The following is a 25,057-nucleotide window of genomic DNA, read 5'->3' on the forward strand; positions in this document are numbered from 1 at the left end:
CACAAAGCTTGTTGCGACCTGACCATTTGAATTTCGACCATCCTCTTTCGAATTCGAAGCGTTTTCGCCCTCGCCCTGTGTTCAGGCTCAAAACGACGCGTAAGGTTTCGCGCACAGATGAGGTGGAAATATGCGTATACTTGACTTGATTTTGGCCGCAGTCGGCGTTGCTGCTTTATACGGCGGTTATCTGCTGTTTTCGCAGCCAGGCACTGCGACAAACGTCGCCGAAGCTCTCCCCCAGCGCTTGCCGGTCGTGGAAGTGGCCCTTGTCGAGCGTGCCGATGTCGAGGCTAGTGTCAATCAAACCGCGCTTTTGAAGGCATCGTCGGAAGTACCCGTGACAACAGAGTTGGCCGGCCGCGTCATATGGATCAACGAGAGGTTTCAACTGGGCCAGCGGCTGCAGCGTGGCGAACGCATTTTTGAATTGGATGCTACGCGGCTTGAAACGGACGTCATCAGGGCAGAGGCCGATATCTCAGCTGCTGAGGCTGAGCGCGAGCGCCTTGAGAAAGAACTGACGCGTATCAGCACACTTGCCGAACGAAACATCTCGTCTCAGGCAGCACTTGCGACCACGACAGCGAACCTCGCAGCCGCAGAGGCGCAATTGAAGCAACGCAATGCCGCCCTTTTGTCGGCAGAGCTGGCGCAACGGCAAGCGACCATCACGGCCCCTTTCGACGCTGTTGTCGCGCAAGAAACCTTGTCGCTTGGCCAGTTCCTGCAACCTGGAACTGAAGTGGGCAGGTTGGTGGCCGCTGATGAAGCGGAACTGTTGGTGCGGCTGAATGCCGAGCAGCTTTACGCCGTCGAGCAAGGTGAAGATCTTATCGGCCGGCGGGTCACGGTCACTGCGACGGATGGGTCTGGCGTGCAAAAGCCAGGGGTCATTAGTCGGATCGCATTGACGAACGAAGCGGCCACACAAACAACGGGCGTGCTGGTCACGGTCAGCCAACCTTTTGACACAAGGGGTGGGGTCTTTCGGATCAATTCCCTTTTTGATGTCTCCATTCCATTGCCGGGCAATTCAGACAGGTTGCTGTCGGTGCCGGTGGCCGCCGTTCAAACCGGTGATCGCATTTGGGGCGTCGTAGATGGTGCGCTCACGCAGATACCGGCCGTGCTGGATCGGCGCGCGGGTGATCGCATGATCCTGCGGTCAGGGTCGGTTGAGGTTGGGATGGTCGTGGTGACAACGCGCCTGCCAAATGCAATCGAAGGGTTGAAAGTGCGCGTGTCCTCGGAAGGTGCGCAAGCCGCACTTGGTGAAAGTGCTGACCAATGAGAGGCCTCATTCGCGCCGCCGCATCAAATCCTGTCTTTTCCAATCTCCTCATGATCGGATTGATCCTTGCAGGTCTGTCGAGCCTCTTTTCGATCACGGTCAAGAATTTCCCCAAGATCGACCTTGGCGCCATTCAGGTATCGGTCGCGTATCCCGGCGCAACCCCGCAAGAGGTCGCCGATACGATCATCGTCCCCATTGAGGGCAAAGTGCGCGCGATAGATGGTATTCGCCGCGTTTCGGCGGAAGCTGTGACAGGCAACGCGAGCGTGACGCTGTCGCTGGAACGTGGCGCAGAACCTCGGGTGGTCCTTGATGATGTGAAGGCCGCCTTGGGGGAAATCACCGTGTTTCCGTCCGGATCGGAATCCCCGATTGTGGTTGAGGCGGAGGCACCGGAACTGGCGATCCAACTGGTCGTTACCGGTCAACTTCCGGTGACAGATATCAAGGATCTCGCGTTTGAAATTCGCGAGGAACTGCTCGCCTTTCCAAACATCACAAGTGTCGACATGTCAGGTGCGCCCGAGGATCAGATTGATATCCTGTTGTCTCAAAGAACGCTGGATGCCTATGGCACCGGCCTGCGCGATCTGGCCGCACGGATCACAAATGAAAGTCTGAACCTGTCCGGTGGCACGCTCTTGTCAGATCGCGAAAGGCTTCAATTGAGAACGGAAGGGAAGGCACAAACAGGCACAGAGTTTGGCGCGCTTCCCATTGTAAGTTCGGCCGATGGTGCAGTCCTGACCTTGAGCGACATTGCCAAAGTTCAGGATGGCCTTGCGGATAGTGGCATCGTATCGACATTGAACGGTGATCCGGCGGTCTTTCTTTCGATCAATCGCGAAGGTGACCAACAAATCCTGGAGCTTGTTGAGGCGACCCAAGATTACCTAAACACGCGTTTGAAACCGCGCCTGCCGGAAACCGTGGACGTGATCGAATGGCGAAACGAAGCTGAGCTTCTGAACGGTCGCATCGATCTGTTGTCCGCAAATGCGATTGTCGGCTTTGTTCTTATCCTTGTGTTGTTGGCGGTCACGCTCGAGGTCAGGGTCGCTTTCTGGGTTGTCATCGGAATTGCGACCGCCTTTATCGCTTCGTTTTCGCTGATGGCGGTCTTTGGCGTCACCATCAATCAGCTGTCACTCTTTGGGTTCATATTGGCGCTGGGTGTCGTCGTGGACGATGCAATCGTCGTGGGTGAAAATACCTTTTCTCGACGGCAATCAGGTGATGCCCCCCTGAAAGCGGCGCAAGAGGGCGTCCTGCGTGTGGCGGGTCCGGTGTTCTTTGCGGTAGCGACCACCATGTGTGCGTTCGTCCCCCTCCTACTGCTGCCCGGAACATCGGGCTCCTTCATTGCCCCGGTCGCTTCGGTTGTTTTGCTGGTTCTGTTCTTTTCCCTGATCGACAGCTTGTTCATTCTGCCCCATCATTTGGCAAGCATTTCAGACCGCCCAGTCCGGCGTTGGTCGCCGTTTCGTTTACTGGGTCTGCTGCGCAAGCTGATTGGTGGCAGCCTTGATTATGTCGGGCGCACGCTTGTCCGGCGCGCCGCCCAATTTGCCGTGCGGCAGCCATTGTTCGTCATATTGACCAGCTTTGGTTTGTTCTTCGCCTCGTTGAGCCTGCTGTCAGGTGGGCAGGTTAAATTCGTCTTCTTCCCCGACATTGAAGGCGACTACGTTGTCGGCACACTAGAGATGCCTGAGGGCGTGTCAGAGGTCGAAACCACGGTTCGCGCGCAAGCGGTGGCTGCGGCAGCCAGGCGTGTCGCGACCAGGATCGCCGATGATCAGGCCCTTGCATCTGACGATGTTTTGCAGGCAACCGTCATCGCTATCGGTTATGCGCTCGCTGCTGGTGACCCGGGCGGCGTTGGCACGGGGTCAACAGATACCGCGACAATCGAAGCCAAGATCATGCCCGCAGAACAGCGCAGTTTCAGTGCCGCGGTCTTTGAACGGCTATGGCGCGAAGAAACCGCCGATATCCCGGGGATCGTGCAGCTGACGTTTTCATCGTCCGTCGTCCCCATCGGCGCGGATATCGCACTGCAGGTTGGCAGCAAAAGCGATGACGCGCGCGTCTTTGCCGTCAATCAGATCAAGGACGCGTTAGCGGCCCGGCAGGGCATTCTGTCATTGCGAGACTCAGAGGCAACAACATCGCAAGAGGCTGTCTTCATTCCGACCGAGAATGCAAAATCGCTGGGTGTCACGGTCAATGATGTCGCACGCGAGATACGCTCTGCAGTGTTCGGGGAATTGGTGACGACGCTGCAACGGAATGAAGAAGAAATTGATGTGCGCGTCCGCCTTCCCGAAAGCGAGCGCACCGATCTGAACGACCTCGCCGATTACCGCGTGCGCATTGAAAGCCAACTCGTTCCAATCAGCTCTCTTGGGTCATTTACGCTGTCGAACGCGCCAAGCACGATTTCACGGGTTGATGCGCGCCGCATCACAACCATTCTTGCCGATGTAGATGAAACCATCACCACCGGCGGCGCGGAAATCCGCATGCTGCAGGAGCAGGTGCTGCCGGAGATACAGGAACGCTACCCGGATGTGACGATGGAACTGTCAGGCGAGGCAGAAGAACAGGACGATTTCGGCCCATCGCTGGCGGTGAACTTTGGCCTCGCACTTTTCGCCATATTCGCATTGCTGACATTGGCGCTGCGATCTTACATCAACCCAATACTCATCCTGCTGACGATCCCGTTCGGTTTCATGGGCGCGCTGATTGGTCATGCGGTTCTTGGGCTCGACCTGACGCTTTTGTCCATCTTCGGCGTCGTTGGCTTGTCCGGCATCGTGATCAACAGCGCCTTGTTGCTGATCACGACTGCGGACCGAAATGTGGAAGATGGCCAGGATTGGAGTTCTGCTGTCGTCGGGGCGGTTGTCTCTCGGTTCCGTCCGATATTTCTGACAACGCTGACCACATTCCTGGGTGTGACACCTCTTGTCCTGGAAACCAGTATTCAGGCGCAGTTCCTTATCCCTACGGCGATTTCATTGGGCGCGGGTATCCTGATTGGATCACTCTTCGTGTTGTTCCTGGTGCCCGCGTATCTCGCGGCGGCCCGCTACATCGCGGCTGTATTGCTGATGCCGGTTCTGGGTCGCCGTCGCGCCATCAGCTGAAGGATTTCGAAAAATGAAATCATTTGCCTTCGTCCCGCTTTGTTTTCTGATGTCTTGCGGCGCAGTTGGACCTGACTATGTGACGCCCACAATTGATCTGCCGAGCAGATTTCCACAACAAGGAAACGTGCCAGTGCAACCCAAGCGCACAGCGGTTGGCAGCATGCTCGACGCCCTCACTGATGCAGGCTTCGACATTCCCCGCGCAGGAAAAGCATACCTAACAGCCCAAGACCCCGACACCGGCGAACGCTGGCGTTTGAAAGGAGAAATATTCCATGAAGACTGGCAAGCCGACCCGGCTGAGCGAGAAGTTGAACGCGGAGCTGGACACGATCCGGCAGGACTACGCCGCCTCGATGGCATCCCAGCTAGAGAGCTTCAGGACCGATTTGAACAGCATTGCGACCAACGCGCAGCGTACAATCGAGACCGATACCCGCAGCTTTCTGCGACAGAACAAGAGCTGGCTGACGATCTCGCCCTGGCTGATCACGGGGACGTTCTTGGCAGGGATCGTCTCGATGATGGGCGTGAGCTTGCTTTGGACGCTGATGCTGGCCAGCTCAGAGATGACCGAACTGGGCCTGACGCGGATCGACAGGGAGGACGGGACCTGGCTGGTGCTGGACCCGGCCAAGACGCGCCTGAGAACCTGCACGCTGGGCGGCAGGTCAGTGACCTGCATCAAGATCGAGGAGAATTAGATGACGACACCCTCAAGTTGCGCCAGAACAAGACTGACACAGCCCTTTCCCTGCCTTGTACGATTGCGCTCAAAGCGGCGCTGGACGGAGCGAAGGCCGATCTGGGGTTCGCGCCCCATCCATCGCGCCACATCCTGACGCGCGCTGATGGGTCGAAGATGGACTATCACGCTATGGCGCGTGTCATGGTTCGAGAGCGCAAGCGTTTAGACCTAATGGCCTATGATCAGCACGCGCTGCGTCATCGCGGCGTCATGGAATTGGCATGGGCGGGCTGCACAGACGACGAAATCGCCAGCTACAGCCGCCATACGTCAAAGGCGATGATCATCAAATATGCGGGGGAAGCGCGGCAAATCATGCGGGCGCGGCAGGCAGCGGCAAAGCGCAAGTAGACCCGAACAGAACAGGCACAGAACGTGAAACTGATACCAGAGGTGATATCCAATGAGTAGAAAAATTCGTAACCCATTGATTTTATTGGAGGCGAGTACCGGAATCGAACCGGTGTACACGGATTTGCAATCCGCTGCGTCACCACTCCGCCAACTCGCCGCCGTGCTGGCAGATATACCATGGTTTGGACTTGCGCAAGAGATCGCGAGCCGCCGATCTACCGTTGCTGCAGCGCGGCTTCTGTGGCATGAACGCACGAAACTTCTGAACGAAAGAGTTTAGTCCCGTGAGCAACTATGCAGCCCGCCGCACGATGATGGTTGATACGCAAGTCCGGCCCTCTGATGTGACCAAATTTCCCATCATCGACGCCATGCTGGCCGTCCCGCGCGAGGTTTTTGTTCCGGCCAACCTGCGCGAAGCCGCCTATGTCGGTGAAAACCTTGATATTGGCGGGGGCCGCACCCTGCTGGAGCCGCGGACGCTGGCCAAGATGCTGGATGCGCTGGATATTCAGCGTCATCACGTTGTTCTGGATGTGGGTTGTGGCCTAGGCTACTCCACGGCGATCCTGGCCCGGATGTCCGAATTTGTTATCGGGCTTGAAGATGATGAGGCGCGCGCAGAAGAGGCGCAAAGCCTGCTGTCGGAACATGGCGTGGACAATGCCGCGGTCATGACAGGCGCTTTGACGGACGGATCGGCAAAGTCGGGTCCTTATGATATCGTCCTCGTGCAGGGTGCCGTGGAAGAGGTGCCCGAGGCATTGCTAGAACAGCTGCGCGAAGGTGGGCGCATTGCCTGTGTCTTTGCCGAAGATGCGCTTGGTGTCGTGCGTATTGGGCACAAAATCGATGGTCAGGTGAATTGGCGCTTCGCCTTTAATGCCGGTGCGCCTGTGTTGCCCGGCTTCCACAAGCCGGCGGCCTTCACACTTTAGCATTGGTGCGGGGCGTCAGATGCGGTATCACTTGGAAAAAAATGATAACATTGAGGCGCAGCGCAATGATTAAACAGGTAAAACTGACTGCTTTGGCCGTCTTGGTGTCGGTGGGTATCGCGGGTATGGCCAAGGCGGAAACCCTCGCTGATGCGCTGACCGCTGCTTACAATAATTCTGGCCTTTTGGAGCAGAACCGCGCGTTGCTGCGCGCCGCAGATGAGGATCTTGCCCAATCTGTCGCGTCTACCCTGCCAGTGATCGGCTGGTCATTTAATGCCACGAACACCCGGCCGAATACCCCGGGCGCAGACCTCCTGCAGGCCTCGGCCCGCATCACCGGATCGCTGACACTTTATGACGGCGGCGCGAACCAGCTGGCTGTTGAGTCCCAGAAAGAAACGATCCTTGGCACCCGTCAATCGCTGCGTTCGGTTGAGCAGAGCGTGCTTTTGCGTGCCGTGCAGGCTTATATGAGCGTGCGTCGCGACAGCGAATTTGTATCACTGCGTCAGAACAATGTTCGCCTCATTACCGAGGAGTTGCGTGCTGCAGAGGATCGGTTTGAGGTGGGTGAAGTGACCCGCACCGATGTCGCGCTTGCAGAGGCACGTTTGGCCTCAGCGCGGAGCCTGTTGGCCGCTGCGCAAGGAACATTGGCCCGGTCGATCGAGGAATTTCGGGCTGCGGTAGGACGTGCCCCGCAACAGCCACGACCGGTGTCACCAGCGCCTGTGTCCCGCGGGATTGAAGAAGCCAAAAGCTTTGCTGTGCGCAACCACCCCAGCATTCTGGAGGCCCAGCATGCGGTAAGTGCGGCAGAATTGAACATCCGCCGGGCAGAGGCCGCATTGAGCCCCAATATCACGCTTGAAGGATTTGTGGCAACCGACCCCGACGGAGACGATTCCCGCCAGATCGGCATTCAGGCGACCGGCCCAATCTACAATGGTGGCCGCCTGTCCAGCCAGGTCCGCCAATTCATGTCGCGCCGTGATGCCACCCGCGCCGGGCTGTATGTGACCGTTGAGCAAATTCAGCAGGAAGTCGGCAACGCCTATTCGTTCCTGCTTGTGGCCCGTGCGTCGCGTGTTGCATCGGACGAACAGATCAGGGCGGCGCGCGTTGCCTTTCAGGGTGTCCGGGAAGAGGCCACACTGGGCTCGCGGACGACCCTTGATGTGCTGAACGCAGAACAGGAATTGCTGGATGCGCAGGCCAATTCGATTTCGGCGCAGGCGGACGAGGTGATTGCATCTTACCAGGTTCTGGCTGCCATGGGCCTGCTGAATGCGGCCCATTTGAACCTGCCCGTGCAGCAATATGATCCATCGGAATACTATAATCTGGCCAAGCAGGCACCTGTTGCCATTTCCCCGCAAGGACAGGCATTAGATCGTGTTCTGCGCGCCATCGGCGACTGATCTTAGGTACCCACTGGCAAAAGGTCGGATTCTCGCCGATCGGGAAATTGCGCCGGTTGTTTGACCATGGGTATTCGGTTAATATCCTTGAGGGCGGGCGATACATCAGGATGAACGATGTCGAACTCTGCGAATTCAGACGAAATTGATGAGGTCATGTCCTCGGTGCGCAAGCTGGTCACCAAGGGTGAAGGAAAGGTGTTGCGCGATGATGATGCAGACAGTGTCAAAGAGGCGTCGTCTGAGCGCCTGATCCTGACCCCGGCATTGCGTGTGGACGAGGTGGAAACCGCCGAACCAAAAGGCGCGGCTGATGCAGACAATGTTCTTATGCTTGATCCCGGCAACCGGACAGAGCTGGAAGGGCTGGAAGCGACGATCGCGGAGCTTGAGGCGGCGGTGACAACCCAGCCCGATGACTGGGAACCTGATGAGGGTGAAACATTCGACGAAGCGGCCTGGGCGGTCAGCGCGTTTGCGACCCCGGAGGCGGAGGCAGAGTCGGAAGTAGATGAGATATCAGACAGTGCGGAGCCGGAGGCAGACACGGCCGAATCTCAAGAGCCTGCCAGCGCGGAACCGGAGACCGAGTTCAGCGGCGGGCTCAGCGATTTTCTGGACCCTTCAGCCACAATTGATCAGGACATTCTGCGCGATATGATCGCGCAGATCGTGCGCGAGGAATTGAGCGGGGAAACCGGTGAACGGATTACCCGAAACGTGCGCAAACTGGTCCGTCGCGAGATCAATCAGATTTTGGCAACCCGCGACATTCGTTAGATATCGCCGGCAAGCCCAATCAGTTCGTCGATATTCAGGTGTGTTTCCAGATGCCCGGCAAGTGCGTCCAGCGTGGCATCAACACCAGCCTGATAATCATGGCTGGCGACCGGCCTACCCAGTTTTTCGAAAAAGGCGGTTCGGAACGCATCTTCTGAAAACAGGCCATGCAGGTAGCATCCCAGAACGCGACCATCGCGGGACGCAGCACCTTCACCGCGTCCCTCAAGCGACAGCCAGTGACGATCGCAGTCGGGTCCGGCCGTGTCCCCGATATGAATCTCGTAACCCGAGACTGTGTCACCTGTTGGCAGGTAGGTTGCGGTCGAGCGTGCTAGGCGTTTTTCGGGTTTCATCACGGTGCGCACATTCAACAGGCCCAGGCCGCTGACCTTTGATGGCGGTCCTTCGATGCCGTCCTCGTCGATGATGTCCTGCCCGAGCATCTGATAACCACCGCAAATGCCCAAGACATGCCCGCCTCGCCGGACATGGGCGGCAAGGTCGACATCCCATCCTTGCGCCCGAAAATGGGCCAGATCCGCAATGGTGGATTTTGATCCGGGAATAATCACCAGATCGGCGTCGCCCGGCAGGGGGCGACCAGCCTCGATCACCTCGACGCTGATGCCGGGTGTGGTGGATAACGGATCAAGATCATCGAAATTGGCGATCCTGTTCAGGCGGGTGACGGCGACCTTGATGCTGCCGCCTTTCCGGCTGGTCACATCCATTACATCCTCGGCGGGCAGTTTCCACCCATCGGCAAACCACGGCACGATCCCCAAAGGGGCCCAACCGGTCTGTTCAACGATGATATCCATGCCATCGGAAAACAGCGTCGGGTCACCCCGGAACTTGTTGATTGCAAATCCTTTGATCAGTGCCCGGTCATCGGGAGGGAGAACGGCGTGCGTCCCGACCAGTTGGGCGATCACGCCGCCCCGGTCGATATCGCCGATCAGAACCACTGGCACGTTGGCGGCGGCGGCAAAGCCCATATTGGCAATATCACCGGCGCGCAGATTGACCTCTGCCGGGCTACCGGCACCTTCGACAATGACCAGATCGCGACCCTTTGCGATGCGGTGAAAGCTTTCCAGTACGGCGGGCAGCAACTGTGATTTCTGCTTGCCATAATCGCGGGCTTTCATGGTGGCAAAGCGTTGGCCGTGAACGATAACCTGCGCCCCGGTATCCGTTTCCGGCTTCAGCAGGACGGGGTTCATGTCGATCAGCGGTTCCAGCCCACACGACATGGCCTGCAGGGCCTGGGCTCGCCCGATCTCTCCTCCGTCCGCTGTGACGGCGGCATTGTTGGACATGTTCTGGGGTTTGAACGGGGCCACGCGCATCCCGCGCTTGACGCAGGCCCGCGCGATCCCGGCCACAAGCAAGGACTTGCCAACGTTCGAGCCGGCCCCTTGTATCATGATTGCTCTGGTCATCGCGCCTCCGTCGTCTAGGTTCATAGGGGCGCGAGCGGCGCGGGGGAAGAGCATGAACACACCGGCGCATCTGATTTTCGGCCTGACCGCCTTTGCCAAACCCGGACAAGCCAAGATCACGGCCGCCTCACTGGCTGGCGCGCTCATCCCCGATCTGTCGCTATACCTGATGGCGGGCTGGCATTTGCAAGTGCTGGGCACGTCACCTGATGTGGTGTTCGGGCGGCTTTACTTTTCGGACGCGTGGCAAAGTATATTCCGGATCGATAATTCCATGATCCTGTGGGGCATGGGGCTGGCCTATGGCCTAATGTTTCGCGCACCGGTTGTAATTGCGTTATGCGGCGCGGCGATGCTGCATCTGGGGCTGGATTTCCTGTTTCACCATGACGACGGGCGTGCGCATTTCTGGCCGTTCACCAACTGGATATTTCAAAGTCCGGTCAGTTATTGGGACCCCCGGCATTTTGGCAATATGATTGGCCCGCTAGAGGTCGCGGCGTCGCTGTTATGTTGCGCGGTCTTGTGGCGCCGGTTCGAAGGGGTAGGTATGCGTGTTCTGATTGCCGTTTTGGGGCTGACGGAATTTGCCCCTTTCATCATATTCGCCATCATGTTTGCGGGTAACTGAACCAAAAAATGCGGCCCACTTGGACCGCATTTTTTTGAAACCAACAGGCTGTGACAGGTTAAGCGGCGCGCGCTTCCTGTTCAGCAGCATTGCGACGCTCGCTTTCTTCACGCGATAGCGCCACAGATGTACGTACACCTTTGCCAACAAATTCCATCAGGCCGGACACAACACGTTCGTTCGGGTCGATCCCGGCGCATGACAGCACCTCGCGACCATCGCGCGAACGCGCCCACCGGGCGATCTGTTCGGGGCCATTGCCATATTTCTTGTCGTCAGCAATCGCATCATCCAGCGCAGCCAACACGACCGCGGCAAACAATTTGCGGGCACGGTTCCCTTGTTCATTGTTGAACGCTGTACCGTCGACGAAATCTCTCATCATTGTTCCCTTGTTTTTGTTCTTGCAGTTCCGCGTGAGCGCCAATATGCCCTTTTGAGTCTGATTCGGGCGGTCTCTTTTGGAATGGCAGCCATGCAAAAAATGCATAGCTCATCCAGTCAAAACAGCATATTTCGTGATCTTGTCAGGCACCCACCGCCCAGATATAGCGTGTGGCGAAGAACTTTCAACCTTCCGACACAATTCTGACATGAAGTGACCCATGCCCAAAATCAATGGTAACGAAATTCGCCCCGGCAATGTTCTCGAACACGATAGTGGCCTTTGGGCCGCAGTCAAAGTGGACCATGTGAAGCCGGGAAAAGGTGGTGCATTTGCCCAAGTCGAGCTGAAGAACCTGCGCGACGGTCGCAAATTGAACGAACGGTTCCGGTCGGCGGACAAGGTCGAACGTGTGCGTCTGGACCAAAAGGATCAGCAGTTCCTGTTTGAAGCTGACGACATGCTGACCTTCATGGATAGCGAAACCTATGACCAGATTGCGCTGCCTGCGGATATCCTTGGCGACCGCCGCCCATTCCTGCAGGACGGCATGGTGGTGCAGATCGAGTATTACGGCGAAGAGGCGCTGAATGTCAGCCTGCCGCAAAAGGTGGTCTGCAAGGTGGTGGAGACCGAGCCTGTTGTCAAAGGCCAGACAGCCGCCAACAGCTTTAAGCCCGCAATCCTCGATAATGGTCTGCGCGTCATGATCCCGCCATTCGTCGCGCAGGACGAAGACATTGTCGTCAACACCGAGACATTTGAATACGCCGAACGCGCCTAATCGACCCGTTTAAGCGTGGCATCACCGGCCTGCATATCGCCCGTCGCTCGATCAAAGCGCAGATAGGCAATCGCCTGATCGCCAGCAATCGTGTGCAAAGTCCCGACCGGCTTTTCACCCGCTGTGATTGCGTCGCCGGGCGATGCTGACCCGTTGACGCTGACCCGGACCAGCCCTTTTTTCAGTTGGGTTTTATGCTTCATGCGGGCGACGATTTCCTGCCCGACGAAACAGCCCTTTTTAAAATCAACGCCATTGAGTTGCTCGAACCCGGCTTCGAGGATGTAGGTGTCGGGCGTCAGTTCGATGCCTGTTTCAGGGATCAAATGCGCAACACGGATCGCGTCCCAATCGGTGTCATCGCTGATCTGCGCGTCGCCATAGCTACGCCAGCCAAGGGCGGGGTGACGGGGATCGGCATAGGCACCCTCCGGTGCCGGGCTGGTTCCGCGTGAGACGATCAGGTCCGTCTCGGCAATCCCGACATCAGCCCGAAGCCGGTACATGCTCAGGCGCTGCGCAAGGCTGGGTGCCAGCGATGTGGCAACGTCGATCAGCAGCCGATCGGGTTCCACGATGACAAAGAAGTCGGCGATGTATTTCCCCTGCGGTGTCAGCAAGGCCGTGTAGATGATGCTGCCCTCTGGCTGAAGGATGCTGTTTGTCACCAACCCATCCAGAAAGGTGACACGATCATTGCCGGTCAATGCGATCACCGTGCGATCAGTCATTCTGGCCATCCTCGTCGCTCTTGAACTGCATGTTGTAGAGATCGGCATAGATGCCGCCCCTTTCAAGCAGTTCATCATGGTTGCCCTGATCGACAACGCGGCCCTGATCCATCACGACGATGGAATGCGCGTTGCGGACGGTCGAAAGCCGGTGGGCGATCACAAGGGTCGTGCGCCCGACCGACAGTTGTTCCAGCGCACTCTGCACAATCGCCTCTGATTTGGTATCAAGTGCGCTTGTTGCCTCGTCCAGCAGCAATATGGGCGTGTCCCTTAGCAGGGCACGGGCAATGGCGACACGTTGTCGTTGACCGCCAGACAAGTTCGATCCGCGTGGCCCTGCCTGTCCGTCAAGCCCGTGATCAAGGTTGGGCAGAAAGTCGGCGATATGGGCCGCCTTCAACACCTCATCAAGTTTGCTGTCGTCCACATCGTCACGCCCCAGCAGGATATTGTCACGCAAGGTCTCATCGAAAAGCGCGGCGTCTTGGGACACCACGGAAAAGAGGCTGCGCAAATCCTGCAAATCCATGGCGTTGATGGGCAGATCATTGATCGTGACGCTGCCACTGCTGGGTTCCACCAAACGGGTCAGCACGTTGAACACCGTGCTTTTGCCTGCACCTGATGCGCCAACGAGTGCTGTTGTCTTACCAGACTCCGCGACAAAGCTTGCGCCCCGCAAGACTGGAAGTTCACCATAATTCATGTGCACGTCGTTCAGCGTGATCTGCGGCGATCCGCTTGGCGCACCCTTGGGCTGGGCAGGTGAAAGGATCGTTGGCTTGAGGTTGAGAATGTATTGCAGCCTTTCGACGCTGGCCGCCGCCATCTGCCATTGGCCGCTCATCGCGCCAAGGCGCCGCAATGGATCGAAAGCCAGACCCATTGCGGTAAAGAACCCCATGAAATCGGCAACATCCTTTTGCCCATCGACAATCTGTGAGCCGCCGTAAAGAAGCACACCAAAAAAACCGATGCCCGACATGATGTCGATCAGGGAAGGAACGGCGGCCTGACCGCTGGCGGTTTTGACATTTGCCTCGATCCCCTGCCGGATCAATCCATCGTAGCGATGGGCCTGATATTCTTCGAGAGAGTTCAGCTTGATCGGGTTAATGCCGTGAAACACCTCGTCCAGTCGCGTCGATATCCTGCCTGCAATTTCGCGCGCATTACGTGATCGCCGGCGAATGTAAGACTGAACAAGCAGTGATGGGAGAACCAACAATGGGATGCCCACAATCGCCATCAGGGTCCAGCGCCAGTCGATCCATAATGCCACGCCCATCAGACCGATGAGCGAAATCAAATCCCGCCCAAGCGCTGTTATGATCCTGCTCCAGACAGAGTTTATTGCGCCGACATCGCCCTGGACCCGTTCAATAAGCTGCCCCGGTGGGTTGGTCTGGTAAAATGCACTGTCCAGCGACATCAAATGCCGCAGAAGGTGCCGGCGCATGGCCGCTGAGACCAGTTCGCGGATGTAGGTCATGAGTATCTTCTGTGCGGCCGACGTCACGGCCCTGACGAAAAAAATACCCAGAACCGCAAGGCCAACCCAGTAAAGCGCATTTTGATTGCGCGCCGCGAAAACATCCTCGAACATTGGCACAACCATCCGGGCGAGCAATGCAAGCATTGATCCCTCGATCGCCATCAGGAGGATAGCGACGACCAGCAACCACTTATGCTGTCGCAGATAGTCCTGCCACAACCACCAAAACAGGGTGAATGCCGATTGCGACGTCTCTTTGCCGGCTTTGGGTATTGGTGGTGGCATGAGCAACCTTTTGGGGCGGGGTCAGAACGGTCTAATCCCAAATGGGGCATCAGGGCAAGTGAGGCAAGCTTGACGCCAGAAAGCGCTGCGTTAACTTGCGCCAATACCACTCTCGAAAGCTCATTTTATGTCTCTGTCTCAAGGTCGTTCTTACCTCGCCATTCCCGGTCCCTCTGTCATTCCAGATGCTGTTTTGCGGGCCATGCATATCGCGTCGCCCAATATTTACGAGGGCGAGCTGCACGATGTGACGCATAGCCTGATCCCCGATCTCAAGGCCATTGCCATGACCGCGCACAATGTTGCGATCTACGTTGGCAACGGGCACGCCGCATGGGAGGCCGCGTTGTCCAACGTGCTGTCGCCCGGTGATGGTGTGCTGGTGCTGGCCACGGGGCGCTTCTGCATTGGCTGGGGCGAAATGGCCGAAGGCATTGGTGCGGATGTGCAGACGATTGATTACGGTCCGCGTGCCGCCATTTATCTGACCCAGGTTGAGGCGACATTGGCTGCAGATAAAACAGGCCATATCAAGGCGATCCTTGCTGTCCATGTGGACACCTCGACCGGCGTCAAGAATGACATTGCCGGTCTGCGTGCCGTGATGGACCAGGTGGGTCATGGCGCGCTTTTGATGGTGGATTGCATCGCATCATTGGGTTGCGACCGGTACGAGATGGACAATTGGGGCGTCGATGTGACCGTTGCAGCCTGTCAGAAAGGGCTGATGACGCCGACAGGGATCAGCTTTGTCTGGTATAATGATAAAGCGGATGCGCAGCGGGGCAAATCCGTGACCAGCTATTGGGATTGGCGCACGCGCACGAACCCCGACATGTACTACCAGTATTTCGACGGCACGGCGCCCACACATCATATCTACGGTCTGCGGGCGGCGCTGGACATGATCAAGGATGAGGGGTTGGATCACGTCTTTGCCCGTCACGAAACACTGGCCCGGGCCGTCTGGGCCGCTTTTGAGTGCTGGTCCGAGGGCAGTGATATCTTCCTTAACATCGCAGACGCAGCAGAGCGGTCATTCGCTGTGACATCCGTGGGGATGGCATCGCCCGATGCGGACCGCCTGCAAAAATGGTGCGAAACGGAATGCGGGCTGACGCTTGGAATTGGTCTGGGCCGTGATCCGGCCGACGCCTATTTTCGCATTGGCCATATGGGTCACATCAATGCGCATATGATCATGGGGGCTCTGGGTACGATCCAGGCGGGGCTGATTGCGCTGGGCATTACCCATGGTGGCGGCGCGCTGGATGCCGCAGCGGCGGTGATTGCGCAGGGTTAGATCAAGCCTGGCGTCGTGGTGGATCACAGAGGCGGTGTGGCGCCAGCACCACCTTTTCCTGGGCAATGCCTTATCGCTGCATCGACAAATAGTTAGCCGGATCCCTCACGTGCGGCGGAGAGGGCTGCTGGCAGCGCTGCAGCGAAGGCGGCGATTTGTGCGTCGGTGCCGCAACTGACGCGGATGCAGCGATCCTGCGGCGCGACAAAAGGCATACGCACAAATATGCCGCGCGTGATCAGGGCGTCCAAAACCGCGCGGGCAAACGCGCCATCTGCGCCGCAGTCGATGGTAACGAAATTCGTGGCAGATGGCAGGGGAGAGAGGCCGTTTGCACGGGCGATATCGTTGATCTTTTCGCGAGCGTCAGCAACCTTGATGCGCACAGTATCAAGCCAGCCTTTGTCCTGAATGGCGGCGAGCGAACCCGCCTGGCTGATCCGCGACATCCCGAAATGATTGCGCACCTTGTTGAAAGCGCTGATGATTTCAGCCTGTCCGATGGCATAGCCAACCCGCGCGCCTGCCATGCCATGAGCCTTTGAAAACGTGCGCATCCGGATGACCTGTGGTGCGTTGATGTCGATATCTGGCGCGGTTCCCGGCGGGGCGAGGTCGATATAGGCCTCGTCCAGAATAAGTAAGCAGCCATCAGGCACGTTGTCGATCATGCGCGAGATCGTTTGCGCGTCATGCCAACTGCCCATGGGGTTGTCGGGATTGGCGATGTAGATCAGTTTTGCGTTTGTTTCCTGTGCCTTGGCGATCAGAGCGTCCTGGTCTTCATGGTCATCCTTGTAGGGAAGGGTGTGCAGCGTGCCGCCGAAACCAGCCACGTGATAGTTAAAGGTCGGGTACGCCCCGGCAGAGGTGACGACCGCATCACCGGAGGTGACGAACAGGCGCACAACAAGGCCGAGCAGGGTGTCGATCCCTTCACCTATCTGGATATTTTCTGCTGGAATATCATGATGTTGTGCCAGCGCTTGCCGTAGATCATGGCTTTCCGGATCGGCATACATCCAGACCTCGCCAGCGGCTTTTTGCATGGCAGCGATCGCCTTGGGTGATGGGCCAAAAGCGGATTCGTTGGCGCCCAGCCGGGCGATGAACGGGCGACCGGTGGCGCGTTCCTGCGCCTCTGGCCCGACAAATGGCACTGATGCAGGCAGGGTCGCGGCTAGCGGGGTGAGTTGCGGCGTTTTCATGGGCGCAGATAAGCGCGGGGTTGAATTGCGCGCAACCGTTCATATATGAGAATCGTTCGCAACTATGCGTTTCGAGCACGGCGAAACGCGGATGGAGGCCCCGATGAAGATCAGTCGACGCGGATTTTTAGCCAGTTCCGGGGCCGCCCTGACGGCCCGCAGCCTGCCGCAGATCGCAGCAAAAACCGGTGGTCGGCGCATTTTGACACTGGTTTATGACAAGGCAGCCGGTGCGATGCGCGCGGTTGAGCGTGTTGTCCGCTAAATTGGTAAAGGGCGGCTCAATCTGCCGCCCCGGTATCAGCCGATTTCCTGCAACCGTGTGATTGCGGCCTTCAACTCAGCCTCTTCATTCTCACGCAGTGCCAGGTTTTCGCGGGCTTCTGCCACAACCTCATCAGGCGCGGATTCCACGAATTTCGGGTTGTTCAGACGTCCCCGCAACCCGCCGATTTCCTTGCCCAGCTTCTGCAGTGTCTTTTCCAGACGCGCGATTTCTTCTTTGACATCAATAAGATCGGCCAAAGGTATACCAAAGGTGCCGCCGTCCATCGGGATGGTGACGCAGCCTTTGGGGAAGCTGTCGACATGGCTCAGGCTTTCTACACGGGCGAGTTTCTGGATCATGGCCTGATTGTTGTCCCAGGCGGCTTGCCTCTTTGCATCCAGCGCCGTGACCAGCAACGCGACCTTGGCCCCGGCGGGGACGTGGACCTGCGCGCGGGCAGAGCGGATATTGTCGATCAGGTCGATCACCCAGTTCATTTCGTGATCGGCGTTTTCGTCAACAAGATCAGCGGCTTGATAGGTGGGCCAATCGGTGTGAACCAGCATTTTTTCGCGGCTTCCCAGCGTCTGCCACAGCTCTTCGGTGATGAAGGGCATGATGGGGTGCAGCATGATCATGCATTGGTCGAGAACCCATGCCATGGTCGCCCGTGTGTCGGATTTTTCCGTTTCATTTCCGTCCAGTAGCATCGGTTTGGACAGTTCCACATACCAGTCGCAGACCTTACCCCAGACGAAGGCGTAAAGCGCATTGGCGGCGTCGTTGAAACGGTAGGTTTCCATGGCCGCGTTGACGGTTTCGAGGGTCTTGGCCGTCTCGCCCACAATCCATTTGTTGACCGTAAATTGGGCGTCGGATTTGCGTCGGACTTGCGTCGGCAAAGCGTCGGACCCCAACGCGCGGTTTGCGAAGACTTCGTTCATTTCCGCAAAGCGGCAGGCGTTCCAGAGTTTCGTGCCGAAATTGCGGTAGCCTTTGATCCGGTCTTCGGAGATTTTCAGCACGCCCCCGAGGGCGGCCATGGCGGCGTTGGACATGCGCAGCGCGTCGGCCCCGTATTCATCGATCATGTCGAGCGGGTCGATGACATTGCCGCGCGTCTTGGACATCTTCTGCCCTTTTTCGTCGCGCAGAAGCTGGTGGAGGTAGACGGTGTGGAACGGCTCCTTGTCGAGGATCGCCTCGGACATCATCATCATACGGGCGACCCAGAAGAACAGAATGTCCTGCCCGGTGATCAGCACGTCGCCGGGGAAGTATTTCATCGCCGGATCGTCAGCGGGCCAGCCAAGCGTGCCGAAGGGCCAGAGGCCGGAGGAGAACCAGGTATCGAGGACGTCGGGGTCGCGCCAAATTGGGAACTCCAGCACCGTTGGGTCCTGCGTGACGTTGTATTCGGCGAGGCTGGCCGAGAAACGATCAATGGCTTCCGCCTTGTCCGCGGCTTCGATGATGCTAGCGTGACTGATCGGGCTGGGCACATCGGCATTGTCCAGTACAAACAGCGGTTTCACAGCATCGAAGTCGTGGGCGCTGTGCATGATCAATCCGCGATGCACCAAGCCTTCCAGCAAAAGCCCGAGAATTTGGACCTCATCCAACTCGCCTGATGGGTTGTGTTCGTCTTCGACGCCAAGATCAAGGCCATACCAAACAGGGATCTGGTGTCCCCACCAGAGTTGGCGCGAGATGCACCAGGGTTCGATGTTTTCCAGCCAGTGGTAAAAGACCTTTTCGCCTGATTCGGGCATGATCTTGACCCGGCCTTCGCGGACGGAGTCCAGCGCGGGGCCGACGATTTTAGCGCTGTCCACGAACCATTGATCGGTCAGCATGGGCTCGATCACGACTTTTGAACGGTCGCCGAAGGGCTGCATGATCTTTTTGGCTTCGACGTAAGGGATGGTTTCCGACACATCGGTCTGGTCGCCGTCACGCTCCTCGGCGGCTTCGAAGGCCGGGTTGGGGATCATGACAGCGTTGCCCTCGGCCGTAATGTCCGCCACGACCTGTTTGCGTGCTTCGAAGCGATCCAGTCCACGATATGCGTCGGGGACGAGGTTCATCGCGGCGATCTTGCCTTCGTCAAAACCTTCCTCACCACGCGCAATACGCTGTGCGGTCATGGCTTCATCGGCATAAGGCTCACCGTCGTCGCGCATATGCCCCTTGGTGTCCATCAGGTTGTACATCGGGATGTTGCCGCGCTTGGCGACTTCGTAGTCATTGAAGTCATGCGCGCCGGTGATCTTAACGGCACCGGACCCGAAATCGGGGTCGGGGTAGGGGTCGGTGATGATCGGGATCAGGCGGCGGTGCTCCTTGGGCCCCACCGGGATTTCGCACAGCTTGCCAACGATGGGGGCGTAGCGCGCGTCTTTGGGGTTCACGGCAACGGCGCCATCGCCCAGCATGGTCTCGGGCCGGGTTGTGGCGATGGAGATGTAGTCACGCGTTTCGCGTAAGGTGACGTTGCCGTCTTCGTCTTTCTCGATATATTCGTAGGTCTCGCCACCGGCGAGCGGATATTTGAAGTGCCACATGTGGCCGTCGACTTCGATATTCTCGACTTCAAGATCGGAAATCGCGGTTTCAAAATGCGGGTCCCAGTTGACCAGACGCTTGCCGCGATAGATCAGCCCGTCATTATACATCTGCACAAAGACCTTGAGTACGGCATCGTGGAAGTTGCCGGGCTTCTCAGACGCGGGCGCGCTTTCGGCGCCGGACATGGTGAAGGCGGAACGTTCCCAATCCATGCTGTCGCCCAGACGCCGGGCCTGCTGTTCGATCACGCCGCCTTTTTCGGCTTTCCATGCCCAGACCTTGGCGATGAATTCATCGCGGGGCATTTCGGACCGTTTGCGGTTTTCTCCATCCTCGGCCATCTGTTTTTCGACCATCAGCTGGGTAGCAATACCCGCATGGTCCAGCCCCGGCTGCCAGAGCGTGTCGTAGCCCTGCATCCGCTTCCAGCGGATCAGCATATCCATCAGGGTGTGGTTGAAGGCGTGGCCGACATGCAAATGACCGGTGACATTGGGCGGTGGTAGCTGGATGCAGAAGGTTTCATTGCGCGACGCATTTGCGCCCGCTTTGAAAGCGCCGGCGTCTTCCCACATCTTGTAGATGCGGGCTTCTGCTTCGCTTGCGTTGAATGTCTTTTCCATGGCCATGGTCACGTTCCCGTTCGGTTTGGGGTCAGATAGCCGAGGGGGGCGGTAAGGAAAAGGGTTTGTGATACGGCAAAGGGGGTTCTAGTTTGTTTCAGAGGGGCGCAAAGGAATTTGAAACATGGCGGGCGTGCCACCGGAGCATGATTTGACCGAGCCGCGTTCTTGGTTTTCGCTGTTTCGTGCCAAGGGCGGGGTGCTGGTGATCATCGCGGGGGCGTTTTGCCTTCTCATGACCCTGATCAGTGTGAATGGCTACCGCAACGCGATCCAGTTTGAACGGACGGGCGTGACGATCGTGGCTGAGGCTGTGGATCGTCGGATCAGCAGCGACTCCGACGGGGCGGATGACTACTATGTCACCTACCGCTACATTGTCGATGACGTCACCTACGAGAAGAACCGTAAGGTTTCGCACAGCCAGTACAGTCTTGCCCGACCCGGCAGCACGCACACGATCCGCTATCTGCCGCATCGCCCCGAGAAATTCGAAACCTATGTCGGTGAGGCCCGCGATGATGCGCAGGGCTTTCAGATGATTGCCGGTTTTGCGGGCGTTGGGGGTTTGATCGGCCTGTGGTTTTACGGCAATCGGACCAATCGATCTGTGCTGACCCGAAAATACGGATATCGGAGCGTTGCAACGATCGAAGCGATTACCGAAACCAAGAATTCCGGTCGCCCCTCGGGTCGGGGCTATCTGGTATGGCGGACGGAGGGCGGCATGCGCGGCGAGAGCCTGATGCACCCAATTGGCAAGCTGCGGGCGATTGGTATCGGTACCCGGATCAATGTCTATATCCGCAAAGATCATAGCGTATGGGAGGGGGATGTTGGCCCGCAGAAGCTGTCAGACAGTCAGCTTCCCAAGGTGGGACGGGGCGCCCCGAATTGAGCGCTAAGCCTGCGTCATCGCTGACGCAGGCTTGTACTTGTAGCGATTGATGTCTCGCTTCGAACGTCTTTTTTGAAATATGCCGTCGTTTTATGGCCGCGCGAGGTGCCAGTTGCCGCCGACGCCGTCACCGGTTGTGTCGCCGGGGGCGCGGTCATTGACCCACAGGTAGAGCGGCTGGCCGTCATAGGCCCATTGTTTTGTGCCGTCATCGCGGGTGATCGTGGTGAATTTGCCCGCCTCGTCGGCGTCGGCAGCCGCGTAGAGCGGTGGCCAGTTCTGCGCACAGCCGCCGTTGCAGGCCGAAGATGTCGCGGTGTCAGGATCGAAGGTATAAAGGCTCATCCCGTTGGCATCGGTCAGGATGCCGTTAGTTTCGGCTGCAGGGGCCGTCGCATGGCCGCCGGCATAGGCTTCACAGGCGCTCAGACCGACAACGAGGGATAGGGCGATAAGTGAGAGTTTCATAATGGTGGCTCCGTCATTCTGTTTGGTTTGCTGCCGGTTTGCTTGCCGGTCATAAGGGTTACGGCTGGCCCCAAGATCTTATTCTCATCTTTTTTGATTTTTTTCGGGTCGGGTCGCATATGGACAAACCTGACTGTCGGTCTAGGGTGATGTCTGGCAGTAAATCAGGGAGCCAGCGCATGGAAAAATTCGGCAAAAGCCAGTCCGTCAAACGGGTTGAGGATGTGCGGCTTTTGACAGGGCATGGGCGCTATGTGGACGACATTGCGCCTTCGGATGCGTTGCATGCTTATTTCCTGCGTGCATCCGTTGCGCATGGTGAGATCACGGGTCTTGATCTTGAGGATGCGCGCGAGATGCCGGGTGTGCATCTGATCGTGACGGTCGCGGATCTTGAGGCCGCTGGCGTTGATATTGCGCTGGCCGGATCCACGGTCAAGAACCGTGACGGGTCGCGCGGTGCTGCCCCTTTGCGTCCGATGCTGGCCAGGGACCGGGTTCGCCATGTGGGTGAGGCTGTCGCCATGATCGTGGCTGACAGCGTGTTGGCAGCCAAGGATGCCGCTGAGGTGATCGGGCTGGAGATCGACGATCTGCCCGTTCATGTCGATCTTGCTGTCGGCGGTGATGCGATCCATGCCGAGGCGCCCGATAACCTCGCCTTTGACTGGGGCATGGGGGATGAAGCGGGAACCGAGGCTGCGATTGCAGCCGCTGCCCATGTGGTCAAGGTCGATGTGTTTGATAACCGGGTGATCGTGAACTCCATGGAGGCCCGGGGTTGTTTTGCAGAGGTGGTTGATGGCCGTCTGCATGTGTCCTTTGGTGGGCAGGGTGTGTGGGGTATGAAGGCCGATCTGGCCCGGCAATTTCAGATTGACCCCGACGATGTGCGTGTGACCAACCCCGATGTGGGTGGTGGTTTCGGCATGAAGGCCATGCGCTATCCCGAGTATTTCTGCGTTGCCCATGCGGCCCGTGTGCTGGGTCGCCCGGTCCGCTGGATGTCTGAACGGACCGAGGCGATGCTGACGGATAATGCGGGCCGTGATCTGACCACAACCGCGACACTTGCCTTTGATGCGAACTATCGCATCGTGGCATATCACCTTGATACGATTGCAAATATGGGTGCCTACAATTCGCAGTTTGCCCAGGCCATCCAGACCGATCTGTTTTCGAAGGTGCTGATGGGGACCTATGATGTGCAGACCGCCTATATGCGCACGCGCGGCATCTTTACCAATACCACACCTGTTGATGCCTATCGTGGGGCCGGGCGGCCGGAGGCGATTTTTGTGCTGGAACGTGTGATGGATGAGGCGGCGCGGCAGTTGGATGTCGATGCCTGGACGCTGCGCGAAAAGAATTTTATCGCGCCCGCCAAGTTTCCATACACAACCGTGTCGGGTGTCACCTACGACGTGGGCGATTTCATGCAGGTGTTAAACAGCGTGGCTCGCGAGGCGGATCGCGATGGTTTTGCGGCGCGCAAGGCGGCCTCGGTTGCGGCGGGTAAGCTGCGCGGCCAAGGTCTGTGCTATTATATCGAGAGTATTCTGGGCGATCCGGCGGAAACGACGAAAGTCGATTTTGTAGAGGGTGGTGCGAAAATTTATGTCGGCACCCAGTCGAACGGACAGGGGCATGAAACGGTTTATGCCCAGTTTCTGGCGGATCAGACGGGTATCCCCGCAGATCAGATCGAGGTGATTCAGGGCGACAGCGACCAGATTGCGACCGGTGGTGGCACCGGCGGATCCCGGTCTGTCACGGTGCAGAACACGGCCACGCTGGCCACGGTCGATGTCATTCTGGAAAGCTTTGCTGCGTTTCTGGCGGAGCGTGAGGGGGTTGATGCCTCAGCCGTCAGTTTTGATGATGAACGTTTCCGGATTGCCGGATCGAACCTGACGCCCACCATGCTGGAGGTTGCCGATATGGCACGTGAGGCTGGTCGCGATGATTTGCTAAGCCAGTCTGCCAGTATCCGGCTAGACAATCGCAGCTTTCCGAACGGTGCCCATGTGGCCGAGGTCGAAATTGACCCCGATACCGGCGTTGTCACGGTCGACCGCTATACCGTCGTTGATGATTTCGGCAATCTGATCAACCCGATGCTGGCAGAGGGTCAGGTACATGGTGGTGTGGCGCAAGGGATCGGGCAGGCCCTGACCGAACGGGTGGTGTTTGACGAGGATGGTCAGCTGCTCACGGCGAGTTTTATGGACTATAGCATGCCTCGCGCCGATGATATTCCCATGATCGGATTTACGACAGAATGCACCCCATCGCTGTATAATCCGATGGGGATGAAAGGCTGCGGAGAGGCGGGCACCGTGGGTGCGCTGGCTGCCGTCAGCAATGCGGTGATCGATGCCCTGTGGGATGTCGGCGTGCGCCATATGGATATGCCGTTCACCCCGCACAGGGTCTGGCAGGCGATCGTAACAGCGAAGGGTGACAGTGCAGCTGCGTGACTGGTTCTTTGGTCTTTTCGGGCGCCGGGCGCGTACCGAAGAAGGCGGATTACGCCACCGGGGCAAAGCGACCCATGTGGTTATTCTGGATGGAACCATGTCATCGCTGGCACCAGGGCGCGAGACCAATGCCGGCATCACCTTCAAATTGCTGCGTGAAGTCAGCCAAAGAGCGAACCTGACGGTTCATTACGAAGCAGGGATTCAGTGGCGTGACTGGTCGGGCACATGGGGTGTGATGACCGGGAAAGGCATCAACCGCCAGATCGAACGCGCCTACGGCGTTGTCGCGTCGCGCTATCGCCTGGGCGATGAGATTATCCTGATCGGCTATTCCCGTGGTGCCTATGCGGTGCGGTCGCTGGCGGGTGTCATTGACCTGGTTGGGTTGGTCAAGGCGGACTGCGCCACTGTCCGTGCAGTCAGGCAGGCCTATCGCCATTATCGGACGGGTGCGCGCGGGCCAGTTGCCCAGAAGTTCCGTGAACTTTATTGCCACGATGATGTGCAGATCGAGGCTGTGGCGGTTTGGGACACGGTCAAGGCCCTGGGGCTGCGTTTGCCGATTGTCTGGCGCTGGGCGCAGGCGCAGCATGATTTTCACAATCATTCTCTCGGCGGTCACGTCCGTCACGGCTTTCACGCACTTGGCATGGATGAACGCCGCGAGGCGTATGCGCCTGTGATGTGGGCCTGCCCACCGGGTTGGAAAGGCCATATGGAGCAGGTTTGGTTCAAGGGAAACCATGGTGATGTGGGTGGACAGGTGGGGGATTACCC

Annotated in this window: 21 protein-coding genes and 1 tRNA gene; 14 read left to right on the forward strand and 8 right to left on the reverse strand. The window is 58.0% G+C overall.

Translation table 11 applies throughout. The features are described from left to right. Positions 1-130: 130 nt before the first annotated feature. The 4 genes from ACFWW4_RS21155 to ACFWW4_RS21170 all read left to right on the forward strand — a co-directional run bounded on the left by ACFWW4_RS21155 (position 131) and on the right by ACFWW4_RS21170 (position 5,554). Positions 131-1,294, forward strand: a complete 1,164-nt coding sequence (locus ACFWW4_RS21155; protein ID WP_411892657.1) for an efflux RND transporter periplasmic adaptor subunit — start codon at positions 131-133, stop codon at positions 1,292-1,294. After that, positions 1,291-4,452, forward strand: a complete 3,162-nt coding sequence (locus ACFWW4_RS21160; RefSeq protein WP_411892658.1) for an efflux RND transporter permease subunit — start codon at positions 1,291-1,293, stop codon at positions 4,450-4,452. The genes ACFWW4_RS21155 and ACFWW4_RS21160 overlap by 4 nt, the downstream gene beginning before the upstream one ends. A gap of 278 nt (positions 4,453-4,730) precedes the next feature. After that, the gene (locus tag ACFWW4_RS21165) at positions 4,731-5,159 is read left to right on the forward strand and encodes a hypothetical protein (protein WP_411892659.1); all 429 of its coding nucleotides are present in this window, start codon (positions 4,731-4,733) and stop codon (positions 5,157-5,159) included. Between the two features lie 17 nt (positions 5,160-5,176). Next, entirely contained in the window at positions 5,177-5,554 is a 378-nt protein-coding gene (locus ACFWW4_RS21170) for a hypothetical protein (protein ID WP_411892660.1), read from the forward strand. A gap of 86 nt (positions 5,555-5,640) precedes the next feature. Here ACFWW4_RS21170 and ACFWW4_RS21175 read toward each other — a convergent pair. Further along, positions 5,641-5,714 (reverse strand) — tRNA-Cys (locus tag ACFWW4_RS21175). 127 nt (positions 5,715-5,841) lie between these two features. Here ACFWW4_RS21175 and ACFWW4_RS21180 point away from each other — a divergent pair. The 3 genes from ACFWW4_RS21180 to ACFWW4_RS21190 all read left to right on the forward strand — a co-directional run bounded on the left by ACFWW4_RS21180 (position 5,842) and on the right by ACFWW4_RS21190 (position 8,699). Then, a complete protein-coding gene (locus tag ACFWW4_RS21180; protein WP_411892661.1) occupies positions 5,842-6,495 on the forward strand; it encodes a protein-L-isoaspartate O-methyltransferase family protein in 654 nt (217 codons plus the stop codon). 65 nt (positions 6,496-6,560) lie between these two features. Then, positions 6,561-7,919, forward strand: a complete 1,359-nt coding sequence (locus ACFWW4_RS21185; RefSeq protein ID WP_411892662.1) for a TolC family outer membrane protein — start codon at positions 6,561-6,563, stop codon at positions 7,917-7,919. A gap of 117 nt (positions 7,920-8,036) precedes the next feature. After that, positions 8,037-8,699, forward strand: a complete 663-nt coding sequence (locus ACFWW4_RS21190) for a hypothetical protein (RefSeq protein WP_411892663.1) — start codon at positions 8,037-8,039, stop codon at positions 8,697-8,699. Here the strand turns inward: ACFWW4_RS21190 and ACFWW4_RS21195 are convergent. Further along, positions 8,696-10,147 carry a cobyric acid synthase gene (locus ACFWW4_RS21195; protein ID WP_411892664.1) on the reverse strand — a complete coding sequence of 484 codons (1,452 nt, stop codon included), beginning with the start codon at positions 10,145-10,147 and terminating at the stop codon, positions 8,696-8,698. The two genes, ACFWW4_RS21190 and ACFWW4_RS21195, sit on opposite strands and share 4 nt — an antisense overlap. Before the next feature lie 52 nt (positions 10,148-10,199). Here ACFWW4_RS21195 and ACFWW4_RS21200 point away from each other — a divergent pair, with 52 nt between their 5' ends. Further along, entirely contained in the window at positions 10,200-10,778 is a 579-nt protein-coding gene (locus ACFWW4_RS21200; protein WP_411892665.1) for a cobalamin biosynthesis protein CobQ, read from the forward strand. A gap of 58 nt (positions 10,779-10,836) precedes the next feature. Here the strand turns inward: ACFWW4_RS21200 and ACFWW4_RS21205 are convergent, their stop codons facing one another. Continuing rightward, positions 10,837-11,160: a DUF6280 family protein gene (locus ACFWW4_RS21205; RefSeq protein WP_055294189.1), complete on the reverse strand. Its 324-nt coding sequence runs from the start codon at positions 11,158-11,160 to the stop codon at positions 10,837-10,839. A gap of 223 nt (positions 11,161-11,383) precedes the next feature. Between ACFWW4_RS21205 and efp the strand changes: the two genes are divergently transcribed. Next, positions 11,384-11,947, forward strand: coding sequence for an elongation factor P (efp, locus tag ACFWW4_RS21210; RefSeq protein ID WP_393932572.1), 564 nt, complete (start codon positions 11,384-11,386; stop codon positions 11,945-11,947). Here the strand turns inward: efp and ACFWW4_RS21215 are convergent. Both ACFWW4_RS21215 and ACFWW4_RS21220 read right to left on the reverse strand, forming a co-directional pair. After that, positions 11,944-12,678, reverse strand: a complete 735-nt coding sequence (locus ACFWW4_RS21215; RefSeq protein WP_411892666.1) for a YgfZ/GcvT domain-containing protein — start codon at positions 12,676-12,678, stop codon at positions 11,944-11,946. The genes efp and ACFWW4_RS21215 overlap by 4 nt on opposite strands. Beyond that, the gene (locus ACFWW4_RS21220; RefSeq protein WP_411892667.1) at positions 12,671-14,461 is read right to left on the reverse strand and encodes an ABC transporter ATP-binding protein; all 1,791 of its coding nucleotides are present in this window, start codon (positions 14,459-14,461) and stop codon (positions 12,671-12,673) included. Before ACFWW4_RS21220 ends, ACFWW4_RS21215 begins: the two co-directional genes overlap by 8 nt. A gap of 127 nt (positions 14,462-14,588) precedes the next feature. Between ACFWW4_RS21220 and ACFWW4_RS21225 the strand changes: the two genes are divergently transcribed. Beyond that, the gene (locus tag ACFWW4_RS21225) at positions 14,589-15,764 is read left to right on the forward strand and encodes a pyridoxal-phosphate-dependent aminotransferase family protein (protein WP_411892668.1); all 1,176 of its coding nucleotides are present in this window, start codon (positions 14,589-14,591) and stop codon (positions 15,762-15,764) included. A 92-nt stretch (positions 15,765-15,856) separates the two neighbouring features. Here ACFWW4_RS21225 and ACFWW4_RS21230 read toward each other — a convergent pair whose 3' ends face one another. Continuing rightward, positions 15,857-16,972 carry a pyridoxal phosphate-dependent aminotransferase gene (locus ACFWW4_RS21230; RefSeq protein WP_411892669.1) on the reverse strand — a complete coding sequence of 372 codons (1,116 nt, stop codon included), beginning with the start codon at positions 16,970-16,972 and terminating at the stop codon, positions 15,857-15,859. A gap of 103 nt (positions 16,973-17,075) precedes the next feature. On the opposite strand from ACFWW4_RS21230, the gene ACFWW4_RS21235 reads away from it, so the two are divergent. After that, positions 17,076-17,237 (forward strand): Tat pathway signal protein, encoded by a 162-nt coding sequence (locus ACFWW4_RS21235; protein ID WP_393932581.1) that lies wholly within the window; start codon positions 17,076-17,078, stop codon positions 17,235-17,237. Positions 17,238-17,272: 35 nt separating this feature from the next. Here the strand turns inward: ACFWW4_RS21235 and ACFWW4_RS21240 are convergent, their stop codons facing one another. Further along, complete coding sequence (locus ACFWW4_RS21240) at positions 17,273-20,437, reverse strand: valine--tRNA ligase (RefSeq protein ID WP_411892670.1); 3,165 nt, start codon at positions 20,435-20,437, stop codon at positions 17,273-17,275. Between the two features lie 118 nt (positions 20,438-20,555). Between ACFWW4_RS21240 and ACFWW4_RS21245 the strand changes: the two genes are divergently transcribed. Further along, the gene (locus ACFWW4_RS21245) at positions 20,556-21,329 is read left to right on the forward strand and encodes a DUF3592 domain-containing protein (protein WP_411892671.1); all 774 of its coding nucleotides are present in this window, start codon (positions 20,556-20,558) and stop codon (positions 21,327-21,329) included. A gap of 90 nt (positions 21,330-21,419) precedes the next feature. On the opposite strand, the gene ACFWW4_RS21250 is transcribed toward ACFWW4_RS21245, so the two are convergent. Next, positions 21,420-21,797 (reverse strand): hypothetical protein, encoded by a 378-nt coding sequence (locus ACFWW4_RS21250; RefSeq protein WP_411892672.1) that lies wholly within the window; start codon positions 21,795-21,797, stop codon positions 21,420-21,422. A 179-nt stretch (positions 21,798-21,976) separates the two neighbouring features. On the opposite strand from ACFWW4_RS21250, the gene ACFWW4_RS21255 reads away from it, so the two are divergent. Together ACFWW4_RS21255 and ACFWW4_RS21260 are read left to right on the forward strand one after the other, a co-directional pair. Further along, positions 21,977-24,277, forward strand: a complete 2,301-nt coding sequence (locus ACFWW4_RS21255; protein WP_411892673.1) for a xanthine dehydrogenase family protein molybdopterin-binding subunit — start codon at positions 21,977-21,979, stop codon at positions 24,275-24,277. After that, the coding region (locus ACFWW4_RS21260; RefSeq protein ID WP_411892674.1) for a DUF2235 domain-containing protein at positions 24,264-25,057 on the forward strand (794 nt) is incomplete at its 3' end. The genes ACFWW4_RS21255 and ACFWW4_RS21260, both read left to right, overlap by 14 nt.

The sequence above is a fragment of the Yoonia sp. SDW83-1 genome (assembly GCF_046762885.1).
Lineage (GTDB): Bacteria > Pseudomonadota > Alphaproteobacteria > Rhodobacterales > Rhodobacteraceae > Yoonia.